This window comes from Ectothiorhodospira lacustris (assembly GCF_022227785.1).
Taxonomy (GTDB): Bacteria; Pseudomonadota; Gammaproteobacteria; order Ectothiorhodospirales; family Ectothiorhodospiraceae; genus Ectothiorhodospira; species Ectothiorhodospira lacustris.
The window spans coordinates 1-21,045 of record NZ_JAJNQM010000045.1 but is presented as its reverse complement, the minus strand read 5'-3'; the positions used below and the strand labels follow the sequence as shown (position 1 = coordinate 21,045).

Genomic DNA, 21,045 nt, shown 5'->3' with positions numbered 1-21,045 from the left:
TAGTACTCAGCGCTGGCCTTGCCCCTGCCGGAGACGGATATGGAACTGACGGCCATTCATCAGACCTTCGATCACTGGGTGGCTCAGCTGCAGCAGCAGGGTCTGCCGGCCCGCCTGAGCAGCCGCCTGGATGCCATCGATCCGACGCTGACCGTCGCCGCCACCCTGCTGGGCATCGCGCCTGAACCCCGCCGCCGGGCACAGGCCTCGCCCCGGCGGCGGGGCATGGTGCGCCCCGTTGCCAGGGCCGGCTACCTGGTTTCCGTGGGCGGTGATGACGATCGGCAGACGGCCCACGCCCTGCTCCAGCTCCTGGCATGGGCCGAACTGGAACCCGATTTCACGGTATCGGACGCCAGCCCGGCTCCGGTCTGGTGGCTGGCCCAGGGGGCCAGGCCACGCCCCGGCTTTCAGCTGGAAGCCTGCATCACGTGTCATGAGGACTTCCAGGCAGCACCGCCCGTCAGAGTCCGGGAAGTCCATCTACAGACGCGAAACTGACACCCCATCCGGCCCCCTGCGGCCGGTCCATCTTGGGCACCAACGTCACAGGAGCTGCGCAATGGGTAAATATCTGGCACCCGGGGTGTATGTGGAAGAGGTGCCCTCCGGTGCCCGCCCCATTCAGGCGGTGGGCACCAGCACGGCGGGCTTCGTGGGCATCGCTCCACTACCCTCGGCGCACCCCCAGGAGGCAGTCGGCATCAGCAATTGGACCCAGTTTCTGCGGGAATTCGCGTCCAATGGAGGCGATCACGTCGGCAATCATCTGGCACAGGCCGTCTATGGTTTTTTTCTCAACGGTGGCAGCCGCTGCTACGTGGTCAATTGCCAGAGCGAGGACCAGCTCACCGGCAGCCACCAGGGTGTGAATGTCCTGGAGACGGTGGACGAGGTGGCCATCGTGGCCGCCCCCGGCATGACCGGTGCGTCCGCTTATGATGCCGTCCTGAGCCACTGCGAGCTGATGGAAAATCGTGTGGCCATCCTCGACGGTGCACCCGAGGCCCCCTCCATGCAGGCGCTGATCCAGGTAGCCACCGAGGGGGGCCGACGCCGCCAAGCCGGGAGTCCGGAAGCAGAGGCGGAGCCTGCCGCAAACCCCAAGCAGGTACAGGGGCTGCGACCGCGGAATTCCGACCAGGGCTACGGTGCCGTCTACTTCCCATGGATCGTCTGTGCCGATCCCTTCCGTCCGGGCCATCCCCCCCTGTTCACCCCCCCCTCCGGTCATCTGGCGGGGATCTATGCCCGTTGTGACGCCCGGCGCGGGGTACACAAGGCCCCGGCCAACGAGAGCATCCGGGGCGCCCTGGACGTGCGCTACCGGCTCACGCGGCAGGAACAGGCGGAACTCAATCCCCAGGGCGTCAACTGTATCCGTTTCTTTCCCGGTGAGGGCATTCGTGTCTGGGGCGCACGGACCCTGGCCCCGGCCGCCGGCGAATGGCGCTATATCAACGTGCGCAGGCTGTTCAACATGGTGAAGGAGTCCATTGCGCTGAGTACCCGCTGGGTGGTGTTCGAACCGAATGACGAATACCTGTGGAAGGCCATCGTGCGGGACGTCTCCGCCTTCCTCACCCTACTCTGGCGCCAGGGTGCCCTCCAGGGGGGCACCCCTGAAGAGGCCTTTTTCGTCCAGTGTGATGCCGTTACCAATCCCCAGGAAGTGATTGACGCCGGCCGGGTCGTCACCCGTATCGGCCTGGCCCCGGTGAAGCCGGCCGAGTTCGTCATCTTCCAGATCGGACAGGGGTCTGGGGGCGTGGAGCGGGAAGCTCCGGCCGGCGGCTGATCACCCACAGCCCATGACGGCCCTTGCAGTCGCACTGAAAAACTCGGGAGACAGACATGGCGAAAAACCAGAACAACCCCGGTGCGGGCGCCACCGGCGAATGGACCGATCCCTACACCTCGTTTCATTTCGCCATCGATATCAACGGCGTGACCGAAGCCCGCTTTGTGGAATGCAGCAGCATCAGCGTGGACGTGGAGGCCATCCGCTACCGCCAGGCCGGTGCCCATGAGATCGTTCACCGTCTGCCCGGGCGGGTGGAGTATTCCGACCTCACCCTGCGCTACGGAATGACTTCTTCCACCCAGTTATGGGAATGGATGGAGTCTTCCATTGCCGGCAACGTGGATCGTCGCCATGTCTCGGTGATCCTGTACGGTCATGACGGTGCCACCGAAGTGACTCGATGGAACCTTCGCAACGCCTGGCCTCGTTCCTGGCGCGGCACCCCCCTGGACGCGCTGGGTAATCAGGTGGCGGTGGAGAGCCTGGTGCTGGTATTCGAAGAGTTCGAGCGCGTGGTGGCCGCAGGAGGGGGTGGGTGATGACACCGGCACGCCCGCTTGCGGTCATCAAGGCCTGGTGGCGGCGCTGGTCGGCGTCCTTCAGGCGCTTCCGCCCCCACGCCGGGACGGTGCGTCCCTCAACCCCGGGACCGCTGGCCATGAGCCTGGCCCGGGAGCGGGGCCGCCAGGCCTGGCTCAGGCTGGTGGGTACCAGTATCCACGGCTCGGTCCTGGGACAGACGCGGCCCGCACGGCCCATGCAACCCACGCCGTTCATCACGAGACATGAGGCCGACCGACAGGAGCGCACCGCGAGGACGCCCGCCGGCCCCTCGATTGCCCGGCGCCCGTCTCAGGACCGCACTGGCCCGTCCCTGGGTTTTCAGGCCCATGATCGGCCGGCAACTCGAATACCATCCGTTACCCGGCCCACCGATGAAGTCGCGGGGTCTTCCGGGGTCGTCGTCTGTATGCCCGAATCTCAAGCCCAGGCATTGAACCTGACCTCAAGACCCCATCGTGCAGCCTTCCCTGACCATCGTACAGCCTTCCCTGAGAAGACCGAGCCCTTCCCTGGATCCGGTGAAAAGAGAATCCTCATCGCCCCACGGGCGGGGACTATGGGTCCCGGGCATCTGGAGCAAGTCCCGATACCTCGCCCCGAAAGGTCAAGCGAGCGGGCACACCCCGTAGCGAGGTCCATCCCGTGCAGCAGGATACCCCCAAATCCACCGGCCATCGCTGGCACAAACCTTTCTAAATCCGCCCTGCACCTGCCCCAGAGGCAACCGCGACAACGGGGCGTGAGTGTAGGCATGGAAGGCTTGCTATCACTTGAAGGGCGGCCATTGCCGGCCCCCGCCCATCTCGTTGACCTCTCGAAACGCTCAGGGGCCAGCCCGGAAGATGACCGCTCCGGCTGGACGGAACCCGAGACCACCGACCGGAGACCATTCACCGCCGCACCGGTCCGGGAGCACGAGCTGGTCCCTGACGCCCTCGGGGAGGATCGGTGGCCGTCACTACCACCGGAACCTGATCCGGAGACGGCAGGGCCGGCACCGGGGCAGGATGCTGCCCATCTGCAACGACTGGCCCGGGAACAGATGGGCTGGTGAACCGATGCGGGGAGAGGGATCATGGAAAAGGTGATATTGCTCGTTGAACACACCGGCGATCAGATTCGCTGCCTGATGAATCCCGAACGCCTGGAGATCCGGCGCAGCGCCGGGGTCGTTCCCCGACACTCACGCTCCGGTCTCATCGGCCAGTCCGACCTGAGCGATGACCCGGTGCTCTACACCGGAGGCGGCCGCACCGAGATTGTCCTGGAGCTGCTGTTTGACCTGTCCCTGCATTACCAGCCCCTTGGTACCCCGCCACTGGACGATGTCCGCCAGCTCACACGGCCGCTCTGGGGCCTGGTGGAGAACCGGCATGAGAGTGGTCGAGGCCGGCCGCCCCTCGTGCGCCTGCTATGGGGTACCGGGTGCAACATCCCCGGCATCATCAGCGCGGCAGCGGAACGCCTGGAGCAATTCACCCCGGACGGCAGACCACGCCGGTCCTGGTTGCGGCTGCGGTTCCTGCGGGTGAACGACGTCGAGCCGGAATCGGTCCCCGCCACCGGTCCGCCCCAGGATATGGAGGCGCTCAGCCGGCGCCTGATGGGATTTACCCCATGAAGCCGGCCCAGTCGCTGCCACGCATCACTCTGGAAGGCGTGCAGCTGCCGGACGGATTCTGCCTGGCCACGCTTCGACTGGTGCAGCGCCTGGATGCCCCCAGCCAGTGCGAACTCTGCTGGTCGACACCCTGGCCCGATCCGGACCAGAGGGATCAACCTGACTTTCCCGCCATCGGCCGCCTGCTGACGGTGGCGTTGGCATCCCACCCCCTGTTCAGTGGTGAGATCACGGCCCTGGAATACCTTCACGAGCCCTCCGGTGGTTTTACCCTGCGCCTGCGGGCCTATGACGCCCTGGCTCGGCTGCAACGCCGACAGAGCCTCAGTACCCATGTGGAGGTGACCACCGCGGAACTGCTCCGTACCCTGTGCACCGCGGCAGACATGACGGTGGAAGAGGCGGTGGAGGAAGAAGGCCCCTTGTGGTCTCGCATCATCCCCCGATTCCCTCACGATCTGGCCCTGTTGCGCCATTACTGCGGCCGCAGTGGACTGCATTTTCATCTGCGCGAGGGGGCGGTGTGCCTCTTGACACCCACGCCACCGACCGCCGCGGACAGGGAGCTGGTCCTGGGCAAGGACCTTTTCGAGGCCGCGATCGAGGACAATCGGCTCCGCCAGGTGGACGCAGTGCAGGTCCTGGGCTGGGATCCCCATACCGGCGTGGCCCGGCAGGGCATCACCCCCCTCCCGTTCCGGTCTGATCCCGACCCAGGCCCGGCCCTGGCCCGCACCCTGCCGGGACGCCCGCTGGCCGGCGAGGCCGAGGCCCTGGCCCTGGCCCGCAGCGAGGCCGTACGGCTGCGCCATGAAGGCCTGACCTTTGAAGGCGTGGCCGAAGGCGACGCCCAGCTGCGGCCAGGCATGTGGGTCACCCCGCGAGGCTTGGCCACAGGTGGGCTGCCCCCGTTTCTGCTCACCGCGGTGGTGCATTCGGTGGATACCCGGCAAGGTTATCAGTGCGAGCTGAGCAGCCGCCCGCAGCCACAGGACCCACCTTCACCCATGCAGACACTGGTGCTGGGCGAGGTCTGCGACGTGGCTGACCCGGAGTCCCGAGGCCGGGTGCAGGTTTTGCTGGACAGCTACGCAGAGGCAGTGAGTCCCTGGCTGCTGGTCACACAACCCGGCGCGGGCAGGGACAAGGGCCTGGTGGCCTTGCCCGAGGTCGGTGACCAGGTGGTGGTGGCGCTGCCGGAGGGGGATCCCGCCAGGGGCATCGTGCTGGGGGGGATCTATGGCGGCGAAGGCCCCCCGAGGGGCCTGGGTCGGACCCGTCGCGGCCGCTCCCAGCGCCCCTACCTTCTGACGACACGAGGTGGTCAGCGCATCGAGTTCAACGATGGGGACGGTTCCATCCGGCTGCAGAACCGCAGTGGCAGCTACCTGCATCTGACCCCGGAGGGTATCGTGCTTCACGCCGCCGGCACCCTGGTGCTGGAAAGCCCTGAAGAGCCCCTGACACTGCGTGCCCGGACCATCGATATGGAGCAGGCATGACCATGGAATTTCTCACCCGAAACGCGGACCTTCGCTGTGCCCACGAACTGGGCCGGATCACCGTCAAGGCCAGCCAGCACTGGGTGCGTATTCAGGATGACCCCATATTGGTGGCGGGCGATCCCCCCGGCAACCCCGTGCGTGGTTGCCCCAATCTGGGGCCGAGCATCAAGCCCTGTCAGACCACCCTCGGCGTCATGGGAGGGTATTCGTCGTTCATCAGGATCGAAGGACGCGCGGTCTGTCTTGACACCCTGACGGGCATCACCGACGGCACCCCGCCCGGTCATGTGCAGTACCGGGTGCGCGACAGCGGCCAACACCTTGTGAGGCAGCGATGAAAAGACCCACGGATCGTGCCTGGTGGTTCGCGCTGCCGATGGACGCGGCCGCCACCGACCCCATCGGACCCGCCACGGGTCCGAGGCTGACCAGCGGCGGCGGTATCGCCATGATCGAGGAAGAGCAGGCCGTGCGCCAGTCCGTTCTCCTGTTGCTCAGCACCTGTCCCGGGGAGCGGGTCATGCGTCCCGATTACGGCTGCCGGCTGCATCGCCTGGTCTTTGCTCCCAACGATACGGGCACCGCGGGCCTGGCCATTCACTATGTGGGGGAAGCCATTCGACGGTGGGAACCCCGCGCCGTGATCATCCGCCTTGAGGCGGGTTCCGATCTGCATCACACCGGCAACCCCGCCATCCTGGACATCGTGCTGCACTACCGCCTGCGAGACAGCGGCGAAGAGGGAGAACTGGCTCTGGGGTTCGACCTGCGTCAGGGCGGTCTGCACGATATCGGTGGGCACGAGACGCCACCGCCATGACCCTACCCTCCCCCAGGCTGGATGATCGCAGCTTTGATGACCTGCTGGCCGAGGCCAAACGCCTGGTGCTGGCACGGTGCCCGGCATGGACGGACCTCAGTCCCGGGGATCCCGGCACCACCTTGCTGGAACTCTATGCCTTTCTCACCCAGGTCATGCTGTACCGCATCAACCGAATCCCGGAAAAGGCCCAGGTGGAGTTCCTGCGGCTGATGGGTGTCAGGCTGGCACCACCCGGCGCCGCCCGGGTGACCTTGCTGTTTTCTCGGACGGAAGGCAGTACCCGCCCCGTCACGATTCCCCGGGGGACACGGGTCACCGTCACCAGAACCGCCCCCGGCGAAGCCCCTCCCGTGTTTGCCACCGCACAGGCGGTGGCGCTCCCTCCCGAGGTCGATGAGATCGCCGTCACGGCCTTTCACTGCGAAGCCGTGGAAGGTGAGTGCCTGGGCCTTTCCAGCGGCCTTCCCGGACAGAGTTTTCGGCTGCACCGGCCGCCGGTCATCGCCCCCACCGGCGACCCCCTGGATCTGGTGGTGGCGGTGGAATCGGAGGCACCCCTGGACGCCCGCGTCCCCGCCCTCGTTCACCAGGGTCGACAGTACCGGATCTGGAACGAGGTCGAACACTTCGGCCGAACCCGTGCGGACAGCATCGCCTATGTGGTGGACCGGACCCATGGCATCGTCAGCTTTGCCCCCGCGGTCCACCTGGCGGACGGCGTCCAGCCCGCTGCCGGCCCCCCGCGGGCACCCCAGGCACTGGCCGCCATCCCCGCGGCCGGTCGACAGATACTGGCCTGGTATCGCCGGGGGGGTGGTCTTGCCGGTAATGTGGCGGCGCAGACCCTGGTCGTGCTCAAGGATCCCATCGCCGGACTGAGGGTGTGCAATCCGGAAGCCGCCGTGGGCGGCAGCGAGGTTGAAACCCTGGACAATGCGATGCTACGCGGCCCGCGGGAGCTGCACAGCTTGCACCGGGCCGTGACGGCCCGGGATTTCGAGGCTGTGGCCCTGCGTGAAGGCAGCGTGGGCCGTGCCCAGGCGACGGCTCAGGCCGATCACTGGCAATATGCCTCGCCGGGCACCGTGCAGTTGCTGCTGGTACCGGCCCTGACCGGCGGCACCGGCGGCTGCCACCGGCGGCAGGATCTGGAGCAGGCCCAGACCCGGGAGGCCCTGGCCCGGGTGCAACAGGCCGTTGACCAGCGTCGGCCTCTGGGCACGGTCTGCCGTGTGGACTGGTTCGGCTACAAGCCCGTCACCGTCAGCGCACGGCTGATCCTGCATGCCCAGGAGTCGCCCGAGGCGGTCAGGCGGCGGGTGATCGGTCGACTGCACAAGATGATCAATCCCCTGGGCACCCATGCCCTGCGACGCCGGCTGCACGTCTCCGACGTCTATCACAGCATCCTTGGCGAACCCGGGGTCATCTATGCCGAACGGGTCCGTTTCCTGGTGGAACAGGCCCCCGACCGGGATGTGGCGGCCCTGGCGGCGGACCCCTTTCATCAGGGGCTTTGGTTGGCCGGGGCCGGGGGCGCCCTGTTCCGCTCCACCGATAACGGCACCGGCTGGGAACATCTGACTGAATTCCCTGCGGAAATCATCCGCTGCATCACCTGCTCGCCCCATGTGCCCGGCCTGACGGCCCTCATCACCCAGGCACCGGCGGCAGGTCGCAACGGCAGCAACGTTCGCCTGAGCCGGGATTGCGGCCGTCACTGGACTGACACCCACAATCTCGGTTTCACCATCCATGATGCCGCCTGGTATCGACGCAGCGGTGAAGCCATCCTGCTGCTGGCCACCGACGAGGGGCTGTTTCAGCTCCCTCCCGGGGGCGGACCCATGCCGGTGCTGGTGGATGCGACCGCTCAGGCCATGCCCCTGTATGCAGTCACCACCGTGGAAGCACCGCGTATCGGCACCCAGATCGCCGTGGCCGCGCGCGCCACCGGCGGCGTTTACCTGTGCAACGACGAACGTATTCAGAGCTTTCGTCACATCGGCCTCAAGGGTCGGGATGTAAGAGTCCTGCGGATTCAGACCGTGGGGCCTCGCCATTACCTCTGGGCCGGGCTGGCGGCGGTGGGTGGCGAGGAAGGAGACGGCTGCCTGTACTGGGAGCTGCGCCGTGATCCGGAAGATGCTGAGGGCTGGCGTGCCATGGCACGGAAGTGGCGCGGCGGCTCCTGTCGCGCTCTGGCCTTCGACGGTGAGCACGTGCATGCCGCCACATTTCACGCCGGCATTGCCACCCTGGACAGTGCCGCCAAAGACGCCCTCTGGCAACTGCCGCGACTGGACAGCGGCCTGCCCCTGAGGGATACCGAACGCCTGCTGCACCGACTGGATGCCCTGGCCATCGCCCCCCGGCACCACCGGGTCGACCGGCCGCCGACCCTGCTTTGCGGCGGTCCGCTGGGGATTTTTGCGGGCACCCGCGGGGAGGAAGGCTTCATCCCTGCCTCCCGGCTGGAATATCCCGACGTGGTAACGGCGGGAGAGGGTTTCCTGTTCTGCAGCGGCGATCATGTCATCGAGGTCCGTCACGATGCGGCGCCGGGAGATTGAAGCCCTGTTGCCCGCGGTCTACCAGGCGGCCATCCGGCCGGGTTCCCCCCTGGATGCGATCCTGGAGGTGGCGGCCCGGCTACCCCAACCCAGCGAGGAACTGTTGGCCCGGATGGACAGCCTGTTTGACCCCCGACGGGCACCGGAAGCCATGGTCCCGTTCCTGGCCCGCTGGGTGGACCTGGACCGTTTTCTGCCCCGTCTGGCCGATGACGGCGCTGGTGGGATGCTGCCCAGCGGGCTGGGTCGCCTGCGGGAACTGTGCTGTGCCGCGGCCGACCTGTCGCGCCTGCGTGGCACCCCCCGGGGCCTGATCCGGTTTCTGGAGATCGCCACCGGCCATACAGGCTTCGAACTCCACGAGAACCTGGATCGGGAAGGCCGACACCGTCCCTTTCATCTGCGGGTCACGGCACCGGCGGCGGCCGCTCCCCATGAGGCACTGATCCACACCATCATCGAGAGCGAGAAGCCTGCCTACGTGACCTACGACCGCAAAGAGTTGCAGTTCCGATAACAAGGGGGTAAGCACAATGCCGAATTATTACGAAATCACCCCGACCGATGACCGCCTGACGCTGACCGGCGGCAAGGGCGAGGCCAGCTTCGGGGTACGTTACGTGGGTGGCCGCAGCGTCGAGGCGCGGGCCCGGGCGGTTCCTCTGGAAGGGACGCTGCCCACCTGGCTGAGACTGGAATCACCGGATCAACGGGCGATGCAACCGGGTCAGACCCAGACCTTCCGGGTACATGTCACGATCCCGCCGGGTACCCTGCCGGGGCGTTACGGGATGCGCCTGGATCTGATGTCCGTGGACAATACCGACGAGGAATACGATCAGGGCCCCATGATCACCTTTGAGGTGACCGAACCGGCCCCGGCGGCTGCCGCGGGCTTTCCCTGGTGGGTCATCATCGTACTCGCCCTGGTACTGACGGTCGGCGTCGGGGGGCTGACCTGGTGGATGAACTCTAGAGATAAGCCGGTCGAAGTGCCGCCGCTGAAAGATCTGATGCCGGCACAGGCCATCCTCGACCTGGAGGCAGCCGGACTCCGGGCGGGAGCACAAACCCCTGAACATGATGGCGAGATTACGGCAGGTCGGGTAATCCGCGGCGAACCCGAGTCAGGGGTGCGCGTCAGCGCCGGGAGCCAGGTCGATCTGATCGTATCCAGCGGGCCTCAACTGATACGGATTCCTGACGTGGAGAACCAGAGGATCGCTGCAGCCAGACAGGCCATTCGTGAAGCGGGACTGGAAGTCGGCATGGCCTTTGCCCAGGGCAGGACTTGCCTGGGACCCTTCTGGGACGTGGAGCGGACCCATCCCGCCACCGGCACCCCGGTGCCGATCGGTTCCGAAGTCGATCTTTACCTGAAATGCGGACGGCCCGGGGGAATAACTCCCATCCCATTAAGGGATCCCATCATCATAAATCCCGCCAATCCCCAACGTTGAAGGACGGATCTGCACAACGGCCGTCAGGAGAACGGACATGCCCCCCAAGGTACTACAACTCCTGCTTGTGCTGGCAGCCGTGTTGTGCACGGTGGGGATTACCTGGATGCTGGCTCGGGGATCATCACCGGGCATGCCGGATACATTCGAGCCTCCGGGATGGATTTCCACCCTGAGGGGGCTGGCCGGCGGACCCGGCGTGCAGGCGACGGATCTGCGCCGGGACGGAGCGGGCTTTCCCCAGGTGCTGCATCTGAGCGGCAACCAGACGGTGGTCTACGAAGTACTGCCGGCACCGGGTACCCGGACCCGACGACTTGTCCTCGCGGTGGAAGGACAGGTCCGCATCCGCTATGAACCGGTTCAGGGCCAGCGGATCGGAGATGAATCCGTCCAACCCCAGATCTGGCCGGACGATTACCCCCGTGGGGACCCGCCGGCTTTCATCATCTACGACCAGGGCGGGCAACTGCGTCTGGAAAACCGACAGGGCAACAGCCGGGTACGGTGGCCGGAATGAAGCCCCGTCCGCTGTATCGTCCCCTCTTTGTGCTGGCGGTGGCCCTCCTGGGCCTGGTGCTGCTGATCGAACTGGGCACGGCGATCAGCGCCCTCTTTCCGGCACTGCCCGCCGGCACCGTGGGCTGGGGAATACCGTCACTGGCCCTGCTGGATGCTCAGCTTCTGTTCACCGCCCTGCTCATGACCGCCCCCCTGCTGCTGCCGGAGCGGGTCACGGGACGCATCCAGGGGGTGCTGACCCTGATCTTCAGTTTTCTGGTCCTGATTGCCTGTCTGATGACCGGGTTTGCCGCCTTCACCCTGCTGATGCTGCTCGTCGGCCTGCTGCTGGCCGTACCCTTCGGACCGGTGGCCTACGCGGCTCTGGGCTATGCCGGATTTCCCACCGCCGGCGCCGCCGTCGTCCTCGGTCTGCTCATGACCTGCAAGTTGGTCTGCATCGGCGTGCTGGTGACCGCCCATCCCCGCTTCCTGGAAAACAGGGGCCTGATGCTGCTGGTCCTGAGTTCCCTGCTGGCGACCCTCATCGTCACCTTTCTGCATGCCCTGGTCCCGGGCATGCTGGTCAGCGTCACCGACCTGATCGCCGCCGTTATTGTCGCCATCATTGCGGGGATATGGGCGGTGATCGGCCTCGTGTGCGCCTTGGTCGCCATGATCAGGGCCGTGGCCTGAGCGGGCCTGAGTCCCCCACCCGCTTGAAATCCCCCGCCGACGCCAGGGGCGGGGGTGCCACCCGCAGGAACAGGCGGTACAGATCCGCCGCGCTCTCCCCCTGACCCATGGTCTCCCGGAGCAGTCCCAGTACCAGGAACATAAGGATGGTGCGTTCGGGCAGGGCGCTGAAACCCTCGTCCCCCAATCCTTCCACATAATCGGTCATCAGGGCCTCCGCGCGGGCAAAATCCCGACTCCAGATCAGCAGTACCAGCAGGTCGTATAGCACCCCCAGCTGGGCGGCCTGGTCATATTCATCCAGGCCGGACAGGAGTTCGTAGGCCTCCAGCAGGGTCTCCCGAGCCTGAGGCAACCGGTCGGTGGATTTCTGCAGGGCGGCCAGGTCCACCAGCGTGTGGAACACCTCCATGTGGGCATAGCCGTATGTCTGCTGTTTCTGCTCCAGTACCTTGAGCAGCCAACCTTCCGCCGCCGTATGATCCCGTGCCTCGAAACAGGTCACCGCCAGGTCACGCAGGATGACCGTGAGATTGTCGGTCTCCACCCGTCCCGGTTCCGCCGACAGTTTCAATGCCGCCTCCAGGTGCTCCATGGCCTTGTCGAAGGCGCGCCGGTTCATGCACTCCCGGGCCATCTGATGCAGCAGTTCGACCAGCATGGCCGGGTCGGGTCCTCGCACCCAGCGCAGTCGGCCAAAGGGCTCGTCGGTGTCACTGGAGGAATTGTCCGTAGTCAGGGAGACGACCCGGGGCCGGTTCTCGTAGAGCCAGGGGTTATCGTAGAGGGTCCAGTAAGGCGCCTTGTAATCCCGGGAAAAAACGGACTCGTCCAGACCCCGCCGAAATGAGATCAAGCTGCGGGCATAGAGGGATTTGAGTTCCTTCTTGTTGGGAATGCGCCAGTCCCGAAACCCCGCGTGCCCGTTGCTGTTGAAGTGTTGCAGACGAACCATGGCCGACTCGGCGGAAAAGACATCGGGGCTACCGTACACCGTGCCGCCGAGCCAGGATTCCCCCACCGAGTGAACAAACCACTGCAGGCCCGTCTTCAGATCCATCACGGTGCCGTCGGCCAGATCGATGAAACGCTCGCCACGCCCGACCGCTGCGGGCGTCAGGGCGTAGGAATACTGATAGGCATACCGGCGGGCGCTGCTGGGCCGGGCCGCCGGTTCCGGCTGCTGGAATCCGCGGGCGTAACGTTGATTGGCGATCCACGTATCATGCTCACGGCGCCGCTCAGGGTCGGACAGCACCGTGTAGGCATCGTTGATGATCTTGGTGATCCGCTCCGCCTTCTCCCGCTGATGCTGGTTCTTGTCCGGGTGCCACTTCTGGGACAGGAACTTGTAGGCACCCCGGATGACTTCAGGACTCGCGTTCTCGGTGACCTGCAGGTTTTCGTAGTGAGTTCTTAGCCGCTTCATGGGTCAGCGCAGTCCAATGATGTCCTCCACGTCCTCAGGCCAGGTCAGGGTATAGGCGAAGCGGATCTGAGTTCGGGCATCCGCCTCCAAAGACTGGTGCCAGGCCAGCACTCCCCGCTTGCCGTCCACGTCCCGCTCAGTGGGCGGTGTGCTCCGGCTGCCCAGTTCCACCTTGATGCGTTCGTCGCGGGCCACCGGGAGCTGATCCAGTACGGTGACATCCACGGGACGCGGGTGAGCATTATGCACCGAGATCAGGTACGCCCGCTCCAGCCGCTGCTGGCGGCGGATCAGCCCCTCCTGACCGCGGCTGTCCCGGTCCAGTTCGTAGCGGATGCCGATGCGCTCATCCACCCCGAAGGACAGACGCAGGGGACTGCCGGGCTGCAGGGACGGGAACGGCACCCCTCCCACCAGGCTACCGTCCTGGAACAGGCTCACCTGTCCGGCCGGGAGCGGCGCCGCCCCCTCGAAGGTGGTTTCCGCAAACAGGTAGGCGTGGGGCATCAGCCGGGGCACGGCCCGGGCCGACAGGCTAGCCTCCAGACGATGCTCCGCCAGGGTATGACGATGGGGCTGGTTGTCCGAAGGGATGCTGACCTGCCCCGCGATTCGGTACAGGGCACTGAACTCCGCTGCCTCCAGGTCAGCCATCTGCTCACCGGCCTTCATCTCCGGCGCCGGTGCCATGGACATCAGGGCATCCATGGTCACCTCCTGGGAACGTCGTGCCGTGGGTGCCGGCGTCGGCCTGGCCACGTCCACATACCAGGGCTGCAGTTCCGGCAGCCGACCGCCCAGTTCGGGACGGGCGGTGGACAGTCGCAGGATCACATCATTCCAGTCCTGACCGGTATTCTGACGCAGCTCTGCCCGCTGCACCAGCCGCAGCTCACCGGTGGCGGTATCCAGGCGGGCCTCGTAGAGGGGGCGCCAGCCGGCATGGCGGACCCGATATTCCAGGGTCAGGACGGCTTCTCCCGCCACCGGGCTTTGATAATGCACCCGCGCCTCCAGGGTATCCCGACGGCCTCGTTGCAGGGTCTCCAGTTCGTCACGGATGCGCTGGATATCCGCCTCCACTTCACGCAGGGACTGCTCGTGGTTCTGGATGGTGCGCAGGATGTCCAGGGCACCCTCCCCCACCACCTGCCAGGCCCGGGGCCACTGGTCCGGGCTCAGGCCCGATTCCGTCGGCGACGCGGCCTGTCCCATCCGCTCCACCAGACGCAGCTGGATCTCACCGGCACGAATCTCATCGGTGATCCCCCGCTGCTGATCCTCCAGCGCCTGCAGTCTTTCCGTCAGGGCCTGCTCCGTGGGATGGGCCAGATCACGACCATGCACCACCCGGGTCTCCAGGGTGCCCAGTATCAATCCCTCGGGGCCTCGGGCACTGACCCGAAGGCCGGCCGTGTCCAGATCGGCGGGTAGCCGGTCCACGGTGATCACCCCCTGACCGGCACTCAAGGTGGCCGTCTGTTCCATCACCACGCCGGCCTGACCGGGAAACAGGGTGACTTCCACCACCTGACCCGCCCAGGCGGTGCCGGACAGCCCGGCAACCAGCAAAGACAACGGCACCCTGAACTTGTACATGCGAAGAACCTCCCAGGAAACGGTGCATCGGTGACACAACCTTGGATTCAGGCGATACCATATGCCAGATCCGGGTGCGTTGCACCATTACTCAATAACCCACTCAACTATCCGGCCAGGGCAGGCACGGCAACTGGAGTTCTTCATGTCACATTCAATCGCCGTCATCCCCGGCGACGGTATCGGCAATGAGGTCATGCCCGAGGGCCTGCGCGCCCTGGAGGCCGCGGCCCGGCGCTTCGGCATCGACCTGCAATACACCCATTTCGACTTCGCCTGTTGCGACTACTACCTGGCCCACGGCCGCATGCTGCCCGAGGACTGGTTCGAGCGGCTCAAGGGCTTTGACGCCATCTTCTTCGGTGCCGTGGGCGACCCGGCGCGGGTGCCGGACCATATTTCCCTGTGGGGTTCCCTGCTCCAGTTCCGGCGCGCCTTCGACCAGTACATCAACCTGCGCCCCTGCAAGCTGCTGCCCGGCATCCGCAGCCCCCTGGCGGGACGCAGCCCCGGTGACATGGATTTCTACGTGGTGCGGGAAAATACCGAAGGCGAGTATTCCAGCATCGGCGGCCGCATGTTCGAAGGCACCGAGCGGGAGGTGGTGATCCAGGAGACGGTGATGACCCGGATCGGGGTCGACCGGGTGCTGCAGTATGCCTTTGAACTGGCCGATCGCCGCCCCCGTCGCAAACTGACCTCCGCCACCAAGTCCAACGGGATTTCCATCACCATGCCCTACTGGGACGAGCGGGTGAAAGCCATGGCCGAGCGCTATCCGCAGGTGGCGGTGGACCAGTATCACATCGACATCCTCACGGCCAATTTCGTGCTTCACCCCGACTGGTTCGACGTGGTGGTGGCCAGCAATCTGTTCGGCGACATCCTCTCCGACCTGGGACCGGCCTGTGCCGGCACCATCGGCGTGGCCCCGTCGGCCAACATCAATCCCGACGGCACCTTCCCCAGCCTGTTCGAACCCGTACACGGCAGTGCCCCGGACATTGCCGGTCGGGGGATCGCCAACCCCATCGGCCAGATCTGGTCGGCGGCGATGATGCTGGAACACCTGGGCCACCAGGCGGCGGCCCAGGCCATCGTGACGGCGTTTGAAGGGGTGCTGACCGAGGGAGATTCCCGGGTGCTGACCCCCGACATCGGCGGACAAGGCAACACCCGTACCCTGGGCGAAGCGATCGCCGCCCGGATCGAAGGCTGATCCGGCCCGAGATGGCCCTACATGGCAGGATAATTAGGGCCATCCCCCCCTTGGGGCGCCACCCAGTTGATGTTCTGGCCCGGGTCCTTGATGTCGCAGGTCTTGCAGTGCACACAGTTCTGGGCGTTGATCTGCAGGCGCGCACCCGAACTGTTCTTTTGCACGTATTCATAGACCCCCGCAGGGCAGTAGCGGGTTTCGGGACCGGCGAAGCGGGCATGGTTCAGTGACAGGGGCAGCGCCGGGTCCCGCAGTTGCAGGTGGACCGGCTGGCCTTCCTCGTGGTGGGTGTTGGACAGAAACACCGAGGAAAGCCGGTCGAAGGTGAGCGTGCCGTCGGGCTTGGGATACTCGACGGGGGTCGAGGATGCCGCCGGCTGCAGGGCGGCATGGTCCGGATGATGGTGAAGGGTCCAAGGCGCCCTGCCCTTGAGCACGTAGGTTTCCAGGGCGGCATGGGCTAGACCACCCCACAGGCCCCAACGAAAACCGGGACGGATGTTGCGAGCCGCATGCAACTCCTGCATCACCCAGGTCTGATCCAGACGCTGCCGGTAATCGACGGCCTCGCCCCGCCGCCCGGCCCCGTCGGCCGGCAGATCGAACACTGCCTCGGCCGCCGTCATGCCGCTCTTCATGGCGTTGTGGCTACCCTTGATGCGGGGCACATCCAGAAAACCGGCGGCGTCTCCGGCCAACAGGCCACCCGGGAAGCTGAGACGGGGAATGCTCTGCCAGCCGCCCTCCACCAGGGCCCTGGCCCCGAAGGCAATGCGGCGCCCGCCCTCCAGCACCTCGCGGATGGCGGGATGGGTCTTGAACCGCTGCATCTCCTCGAAGGGGCTCAGATAGGGGTTGCGATAATCCAGTCCGACGATGAAACCCACCGCCACCTGATGGTCTTCCAGGTGATAGAGGAATCCACCGCCGTAGGTGCCGTGGTCCAGCGGCCAGCCGATGGTGTGGCGAACGGTGCCGGGCCGGTGCCGGGCCGGGTCCACCTCCCAGAGTTCCTTGATCCCCAGGCCGTAGGTCTGAGGATCAACGCCATCCCGAAGATCAAAGTGTGCCATCAGCTGTTTGGTCAGTGAACCGTGGCAGCCCTCGGTGAACAGGGTCTGGCGGGCGTGGAGTTCCACCCCCGGCTCGAACTGGGGGCCTTCGCTGCCATCGGCCAGGCGGCCCATGTCGGCGGTAGCCACGCCCATCACCGCGCCCTGATCATCAAACAGGATCTGCGCCGCCGGGAAACCGGGCAGGACCTCCACCCCCAGATCCTCGGCCTGTTGGGCCAGCCAGCGGCAGAGATTGCCCAGGCTGATGATGTAATTGCCCTGGTTGTGCATCTGGGGCGGCAACGGCAGTTTGACCGACCGTTCCCGGCCCAACCACAGGAAGGCATCCTCGGTGGCCGGCGTGTGCAGGGGTGCCCCCCGCGCCTGCCAATCGGGAATGAGTTCGTTCAGAGCCCGGGGGTCGAACACGGCCCCAGAGAGGATATGGGCACCCACCTCGGAGCCCTTTTCCAGGACGCAGACCGACAGCTCCCGACCGGCAGCCGCGGCCAGTTGCCGTAGACGAATCGCCGCCGCCAGGCCGGCCGGGCCAGCGCCGACGATGACCACATCAAATTCCATGCTTTCACGTTCCGACATGGCGGGTTTCTCCGGGTGAGGGTGGTGGGTCAGGCCTTCATCTGTCTGAGTCCGTCCCGCAGCGACGGCAGGATCTCCAGCAGATCCCCCACCAGGGCATAGTCGGCGGTCTGCACCATGGGGCACTCCTCGTCCTTGTTGATGGCCACTACCACCTTGCTGTCCTTCATGCCGGCCCAGTGCTGGATGGCGCCGGAGATGCCCACGGCGATGTACAGCTCCGGGGCGACGATCTTGCCGGTCTGGCCTACCTGATAGTCGTTGGGCACGAACCCCGCGTCCACCGCCGCTCGGGAGGCACCGATGGCGGCGCCCAGTTCATCGGCCACCGCCTCCAGCAATCCAAAGCCCTCCGCGCTACCGACGCCCCGCCCACCGGAGATCACCACCCGGGCCGCGCCCAGTTCGGGCCGTTCGCTGCGGGTCATGGCGTCCTCCACGAACCGGGACACTCCCGGATCGGGGCCGGCCGCGATGGTCGTGATCTCTGCCTGCCCACCTTCTGCGGCCGGGGCAAAGGCCGTGGTGCGGATGGTCAGCACCCGGATGCGCTCCTCGCAACAGACCCGGGCCATGACATTGCCTGCATAGATGGGACGCTGGAAGACGGTGGGGCTTTCGATCGCGGTGATGTCCGATACCTGCCCCACGTCCAGCAGGCCCGCCACCCGGGGCATCACGTCCTTGCCGTGACTGGTGGCGGCGGCCACCACCGCCTGATGGTCGGCAGCCAGGGCGGCGATCAGTACCGCCAGGGGTTCCGCCAGCTGGTGTTCATACAGCGGGTCATCACACAGCAGTACCTGTGTTACACCCTGCAGCCGTGCCGCGGCCTCGGCCACGGCACGGCAGTGGTGACCGGCCACCAGAACCCGGATGTCTTCCCCCAGGGCCGTCGCCGCCGCCACCGCCCGTCGACCGGCATCGGAAAGGATTTTATGATCGTGTTCCGCCACTACCAGGACTGTCATGGTTGTTCTCCTTTTCAGATCACCTGGGCATCGTGCTTGAGCCGATGGAGCAATTCTTCCACGCTCTCCACCCGCACCCCGGGCTTGCGTGCCGGCGGTTCCGACACGCCCAGACAGCGGATGTCGGTGGACGTATTCACGCCCAGGCTGTCAAGGGGCTTGATGTCCAGTGGTTTTTTCTTGGCCTTCATGATGTTGGGCAGTTTCAGGTAGCGGGGTTCATTGAGCCGCAGGTCGGTGCTGACCACCGCCGGCAACGGCAGAGCCACGGTGCGGGTACCGCCATCCACTTCCCGGCTGACCCGGGCCTCGCCGTCCGCCAACACCAGCCTGCAGGCAAAGGTGCCCTGCCCCCAGCCCAGACGGGCCGCCAGCATCTGGGCGGTCTGATTGCAGTCGTCATCGATGGCCTGCTTGCCCATGAGCACCAGCTGCGGCGCTTCTTCATCGACGATGGCCTTGAGGATGCGACTGACCACCACCGGCTCCAGGGCGGCTTCCGGGGTCTTGACCAGGATGGCCCGGTCGGCGCCGAAGGCCAGGGCAGTGCGCAGCACGTCCTGACAGGCATCGGTACCGATGCTCACCGCCACCACATCGCTCACCTGCCCCGCCTCCTTCAGGCGCACGGCCGCTTCCATGGCGATCTCGTCAAAGGGGTTCATGGACATTTTCAGATTGGCCAGGTCCACACCGGAACCATCCGAGCGGGCACGCACCCGCACGTTGTAATCGACGACCCGTTTCACCGGTACCAGTACCTTCATGGGGCATTCTCCTTCAGGATTTGTCTTCGGGACGCATCACCAGCACCGGCGAGCGGGCGGCGCGGACCACCTCGCGGGCGAAGCTGCCCATGAGTGCCCGCTGCAGGCCGGTTCGCCCGTGGGTGGTCATGGCGATCACGGCGCCCTTGATGAGGGCGGAATAGTCCACCACCGCCTGGGCCACGTCCTTGCCGTGAAGGACATCCCAGTTGACGGACATGCCGTACAGATCCGGCACGTGATCGGCCACCCGACGCAGGTAGACCCATTCACCGGAGTCGGCCCCGCCACCCCCGCCGAAAGACGGCTTGAGCACCTGGATCAAACGGATGTCGGCGCCGATGGCGCGGGCAAAGGAGACGGCCTCCGGCAGCATGGCCTCGGACAGGGGCGAACCATCCAGGCAGACCAGCAGGGTGCGGATGGGGCCGGTCCAGTCCTCGGCAAACTCCGGCCCGGTGAACAGCAGGGGCCGGTGGGTGTGCCTGACCATGTGACTGGCCACGCTGCCGGCCACGGCCTCCCCCACCAGGCCGCGGGCATGGGTGGACATGACCACCGGCGAGTCCGGGTCCCGGCCGATGAGTTCCATCACCCCGTCGGTGACCGAGGCATGGGTGATCACTTCCACCAGGCCATCATTGAGTCCCCGGGCCGCCAGGATACTCTGCAACAGGGCCTTGCGTTCGCCGGCATCCTGGTCCCGGGACACCACTGAGGCCAGACGGACCCGCAGGCCCAGTTGACCGGCCAGTGACAGCCCCGGCCGCAGGGCCGCCTGGGAGCGGACGCTTGAATCCAGCGGAATGGTGACGGCAGCAGACATGACATGGCTCCTTGTTAAGGACGTTGCGCGACTCAAGCAAGCCAGCGCTTGCGGCGTCGATAATGTTTCACGTTGAGGTAATCCACCTTGCCCGCACCGCCCAGATAGAATTCCTGTACATCCGGATTCTCCCGCAGCACGGCGGCCTCACCGCTCATGACCACATGACCGTTTTCCAGCAGGTAGGCATAGTCCACCACGGCCAGGGCGGCGGTGGCGTTCTGTTCCACCAGCAACACGCTCATACCCTGTTCCTCGTTGATCTTGCGGATGATCTCGAAGATCTCCTGCACCAGCAGCGGGGAAAGGCCCAGACTGGGTTCATCCAGCATGATCAGGTCCGGCTCGGTCATCAGGGCGCGGCCGATGGCCAGCATCTGCTGCTCGCCGCCGGAAAGGTAACCGGACTTGGTGCGGGCCCGCTCCTTCAGGCGGGGAAAATAGGTGAACACCTGTTCCCTAAGTTCCTGATAGCGCTGCCGGCTGCCCCGCAAGGGGAAGGCCGCCAGCAGATTATCCTCCGGGGTCAGGTGCTCGAAGATGCGTCGTCCCTCCAGCACGTGGACCAGACCGGCGGCCACCCTTTTGGGCGGCGTCAGCGGCAACATGTCCTGCCCCTTGAACCAAAGATTGCCGCGAGTGACCAGACCCCGTTCCGGTGCCAGCAAACCGCTGATGGACTTGAGGGTGGTGCTCTTGCCGGCGCCGTTGCTGCCCAGCAGGGCGATCATCTGCCCCTGCTCGATCTTCAGCGACACGCCCTTGATGGCGAGGAACACCCGGTCATACACCACTTCCACGTTGCTCAGTTCAAGCAGGGGTCGGGCCGTATCCTGCAGGGGCACGGCGGTATTCAATGATGTCAGCATGGGAACACCGTTTTCCTGTCTGTGGTGGAAGGTTCCGGGGAGTGCCACCCCGGGCAGCACCGGGGTGGCCGATCACGCACTAGCGGCCGTCCCTGAAACCCTGGGCATCCTTCTCGATTTCGTGCCAGACGATCTCCTGGAAGGCGTTGCTCCAGTCGGTCAG

At 65.9% G+C, this 21,045-nt stretch carries 21 protein-coding genes; 14 read left to right on the top strand and 7 right to left on the bottom strand.

Going from position 1 to position 21,045, the window contains the following annotated elements; genetic code table 11:
- Positions 1-39: 39 nt before the first annotated feature.
- From LQ952_RS10000 to LQ952_RS09940, 13 genes are all read left to right on the top strand, one after another.
- Positions 40-501, top strand: a complete 462-nt coding sequence (locus tag LQ952_RS10000; RefSeq protein WP_238622514.1) for a hypothetical protein — start codon at positions 40-42, stop codon at positions 499-501.
- A gap of 61 nt (positions 502-562) precedes the next feature.
- On the top strand, positions 563-1,798 hold the full coding sequence (locus tag LQ952_RS09995; protein ID WP_238622513.1) for a phage tail sheath family protein: 1,236 nt from the start codon (positions 563-565) through the stop codon (positions 1,796-1,798).
- 56 nt (positions 1,799-1,854) lie between these two features.
- Complete coding sequence (locus LQ952_RS09990; protein ID WP_238622512.1) at positions 1,855-2,343, top strand: phage tail protein; 489 nt, start codon at positions 1,855-1,857, stop codon at positions 2,341-2,343.
- A 776-nt stretch (positions 2,344-3,119) separates the two neighbouring features.
- On the top strand, positions 3,120-3,422 hold the full coding sequence (locus LQ952_RS09985) for a hypothetical protein (RefSeq protein ID WP_238622511.1): 303 nt from the start codon (positions 3,120-3,122) through the stop codon (positions 3,420-3,422).
- Positions 3,423-3,443: 21 nt separating this feature from the next.
- Entirely contained in the window at positions 3,444-3,989 is a 546-nt protein-coding gene (locus tag LQ952_RS09980) for a CIS tube protein (protein WP_238622510.1), read from the top strand.
- Positions 3,986-5,491 carry a phage baseplate assembly protein V gene (locus LQ952_RS09975; protein WP_238622509.1) on the top strand — a complete coding sequence of 502 codons (1,506 nt, stop codon included), beginning with the start codon at positions 3,986-3,988 and terminating at the stop codon, positions 5,489-5,491. Before LQ952_RS09980 ends, LQ952_RS09975 begins: the two co-directional genes overlap by 4 nt.
- Entirely contained in the window at positions 5,488-5,832 is a 345-nt protein-coding gene (locus LQ952_RS09970) for a hypothetical protein (protein ID WP_238622508.1), read from the top strand. The genes LQ952_RS09975 and LQ952_RS09970 overlap by 4 nt, the downstream gene beginning before the upstream one ends.
- Entirely contained in the window at positions 5,829-6,314 is a 486-nt protein-coding gene (locus LQ952_RS09965; protein WP_238622507.1) for a GPW/gp25 family protein, read from the top strand. Before LQ952_RS09970 ends, LQ952_RS09965 begins: the two co-directional genes overlap by 4 nt.
- Positions 6,311-8,890 (top strand): baseplate J/gp47 family protein, encoded by a 2,580-nt coding sequence (locus tag LQ952_RS09960; protein WP_238622506.1) that lies wholly within the window; start codon positions 6,311-6,313, stop codon positions 8,888-8,890. Before LQ952_RS09965 ends, LQ952_RS09960 begins: the two co-directional genes overlap by 4 nt.
- On the top strand, positions 8,850-9,407 hold the full coding sequence (locus tag LQ952_RS09955) for a phage tail protein (protein WP_238622505.1): 558 nt from the start codon (positions 8,850-8,852) through the stop codon (positions 9,405-9,407). The genes LQ952_RS09960 and LQ952_RS09955 overlap by 41 nt, the downstream gene beginning before the upstream one ends.
- Before the next feature lie 16 nt (positions 9,408-9,423).
- Complete coding sequence (locus LQ952_RS09950; RefSeq protein WP_238622504.1) at positions 9,424-10,350, top strand: PASTA domain-containing protein; 927 nt, start codon at positions 9,424-9,426, stop codon at positions 10,348-10,350.
- A gap of 37 nt (positions 10,351-10,387) precedes the next feature.
- On the top strand, positions 10,388-10,870 hold the full coding sequence (locus LQ952_RS09945) for a hypothetical protein (RefSeq protein ID WP_238622503.1): 483 nt from the start codon (positions 10,388-10,390) through the stop codon (positions 10,868-10,870).
- Positions 10,867-11,547 (top strand): hypothetical protein, encoded by a 681-nt coding sequence (locus tag LQ952_RS09940; RefSeq protein WP_238622502.1) that lies wholly within the window; start codon positions 10,867-10,869, stop codon positions 11,545-11,547. The genes LQ952_RS09945 and LQ952_RS09940 overlap by 4 nt, the downstream gene beginning before the upstream one ends.
- Here the strand turns inward: LQ952_RS09940 and LQ952_RS09935 are convergent.
- Both LQ952_RS09935 and LQ952_RS09930 read right to left on the bottom strand, forming a co-directional pair.
- Positions 11,531-12,976, bottom strand: a complete 1,446-nt coding sequence (locus LQ952_RS09935) for a DnaJ domain-containing protein (protein ID WP_238622501.1) — start codon at positions 12,974-12,976, stop codon at positions 11,531-11,533. The genes LQ952_RS09940 and LQ952_RS09935 overlap by 17 nt on opposite strands.
- Before the next feature lie 3 nt (positions 12,977-12,979).
- Complete coding sequence (locus LQ952_RS09930; protein ID WP_238622500.1) at positions 12,980-14,575, bottom strand: DUF4139 domain-containing protein; 1,596 nt, start codon at positions 14,573-14,575, stop codon at positions 12,980-12,982.
- 145 nt (positions 14,576-14,720) lie between these two features.
- On the opposite strand from LQ952_RS09930, the gene LQ952_RS09925 reads away from it, so the two are divergent.
- On the top strand, positions 14,721-15,794 hold the full coding sequence (locus LQ952_RS09925) for a tartrate dehydrogenase (protein ID WP_238622499.1): 1,074 nt from the start codon (positions 14,721-14,723) through the stop codon (positions 15,792-15,794).
- Between the two features lie 17 nt (positions 15,795-15,811).
- Here the strand turns inward: LQ952_RS09925 and LQ952_RS09920 are convergent, their stop codons facing one another.
- From LQ952_RS09920 to LQ952_RS09900, 5 genes are read right to left on the bottom strand one after another with little or no spacing between them, the layout of a single operon-like run.
- Positions 15,812-17,449: an electron transfer flavoprotein-ubiquinone oxidoreductase gene (locus LQ952_RS09920; protein ID WP_238622498.1), complete on the bottom strand. Its 1,638-nt coding sequence runs from the start codon at positions 17,447-17,449 to the stop codon at positions 15,812-15,814.
- A gap of 29 nt (positions 17,450-17,478) precedes the next feature.
- Positions 17,479-18,420 (bottom strand): electron transfer flavoprotein subunit alpha/FixB family protein, encoded by a 942-nt coding sequence (locus LQ952_RS09915; protein WP_238622497.1) that lies wholly within the window; start codon positions 18,418-18,420, stop codon positions 17,479-17,481.
- 14 nt (positions 18,421-18,434) lie between these two features.
- A complete protein-coding gene (locus tag LQ952_RS09910; protein WP_238622496.1) occupies positions 18,435-19,187 on the bottom strand; it encodes an electron transfer flavoprotein subunit beta/FixA family protein in 753 nt (250 codons plus the stop codon).
- A gap of 13 nt (positions 19,188-19,200) precedes the next feature.
- Positions 19,201-20,013 carry a universal stress protein gene (locus tag LQ952_RS09905; RefSeq protein ID WP_238622495.1) on the bottom strand — a complete coding sequence of 271 codons (813 nt, stop codon included), beginning with the start codon at positions 20,011-20,013 and terminating at the stop codon, positions 19,201-19,203.
- A gap of 32 nt (positions 20,014-20,045) precedes the next feature.
- Positions 20,046-20,882, bottom strand: coding sequence for an ABC transporter ATP-binding protein (locus LQ952_RS09900; protein WP_238622494.1), 837 nt, complete (start codon positions 20,880-20,882; stop codon positions 20,046-20,048).
- Positions 20,883-21,045 lie beyond the last annotated feature (163 nt).

Excerpts from the sequence above, each read along its gene's own strand:
- LQ952_RS09950 (WP_238622504.1), top strand. The coding sequence starts at position 9,424 with ATGCCGAATTATTACGAAATCACCCCGACCGATGACCGCCTGACGCTG.
- LQ952_RS09920 (WP_238622498.1), bottom strand. The coding sequence starts at position 17,449 with ATGTCGGAACGTGAAAGCATGGAATTTGATGTGGTCATCGTCGGCGCT.
- LQ952_RS09960 (WP_238622506.1), top strand. The coding sequence starts at position 6,311 with ATGACCCTACCCTCCCCCAGGCTGGATGATCGCAGCTTTGATGACCTG.
- LQ952_RS09930 (WP_238622500.1), bottom strand. The coding sequence starts at position 14,575 with ATGTACAAGTTCAGGGTGCCGTTGTCTTTGCTGGTTGCCGGGCTGTCC.
- LQ952_RS09925 (WP_238622499.1), top strand. The coding sequence starts at position 14,721 with ATGTCACATTCAATCGCCGTCATCCCCGGCGACGGTATCGGCAATGAG.
- LQ952_RS09935 (WP_238622501.1), bottom strand. The coding sequence starts at position 12,976 with ATGAAGCGGCTAAGAACTCACTACGAAAACCTGCAGGTCACCGAGAAC.
- LQ952_RS09900 (WP_238622494.1), bottom strand. The coding sequence starts at position 20,882 with ATGCTGACATCATTGAATACCGCCGTGCCCCTGCAGGATACGGCCCGA.
- LQ952_RS09915 (WP_238622497.1), bottom strand. The coding sequence starts at position 18,420 with ATGACAGTCCTGGTAGTGGCGGAACACGATCATAAAATCCTTTCCGAT.
- LQ952_RS09955 (WP_238622505.1), top strand. The coding sequence starts at position 8,850 with ATGTCATCGAGGTCCGTCACGATGCGGCGCCGGGAGATTGAAGCCCTG.
- LQ952_RS09990 (WP_238622512.1), top strand. The coding sequence starts at position 1,855 with ATGGCGAAAAACCAGAACAACCCCGGTGCGGGCGCCACCGGCGAATGG.
- LQ952_RS09910 (WP_238622496.1), bottom strand. The coding sequence starts at position 19,187 with ATGAAGGTACTGGTACCGGTGAAACGGGTCGTCGATTACAACGTGCGG.
- LQ952_RS09985 (WP_238622511.1), top strand. The coding sequence starts at position 3,120 with ATGGAAGGCTTGCTATCACTTGAAGGGCGGCCATTGCCGGCCCCCGCC.
- LQ952_RS09905 (WP_238622495.1), bottom strand. The coding sequence starts at position 20,013 with ATGTCTGCTGCCGTCACCATTCCGCTGGATTCAAGCGTCCGCTCCCAG.
- LQ952_RS09965 (WP_238622507.1), top strand. The coding sequence starts at position 5,829 with ATGAAAAGACCCACGGATCGTGCCTGGTGGTTCGCGCTGCCGATGGAC.
- LQ952_RS09970 (WP_238622508.1), top strand. The coding sequence starts at position 5,488 with ATGACCATGGAATTTCTCACCCGAAACGCGGACCTTCGCTGTGCCCAC.
- LQ952_RS09980 (WP_238622510.1), top strand. The coding sequence starts at position 3,444 with ATGGAAAAGGTGATATTGCTCGTTGAACACACCGGCGATCAGATTCGC.
- LQ952_RS09975 (WP_238622509.1), top strand. The coding sequence starts at position 3,986 with ATGAAGCCGGCCCAGTCGCTGCCACGCATCACTCTGGAAGGCGTGCAG.
- LQ952_RS09940 (WP_238622502.1), top strand. The coding sequence starts at position 10,867 with ATGAAGCCCCGTCCGCTGTATCGTCCCCTCTTTGTGCTGGCGGTGGCC.
- LQ952_RS09995 (WP_238622513.1), top strand. The coding sequence starts at position 563 with ATGGGTAAATATCTGGCACCCGGGGTGTATGTGGAAGAGGTGCCCTCC.
- LQ952_RS10000 (WP_238622514.1), top strand. The coding sequence starts at position 40 with ATGGAACTGACGGCCATTCATCAGACCTTCGATCACTGGGTGGCTCAG.
- LQ952_RS09945 (WP_238622503.1), top strand. The coding sequence starts at position 10,388 with ATGCCCCCCAAGGTACTACAACTCCTGCTTGTGCTGGCAGCCGTGTTG.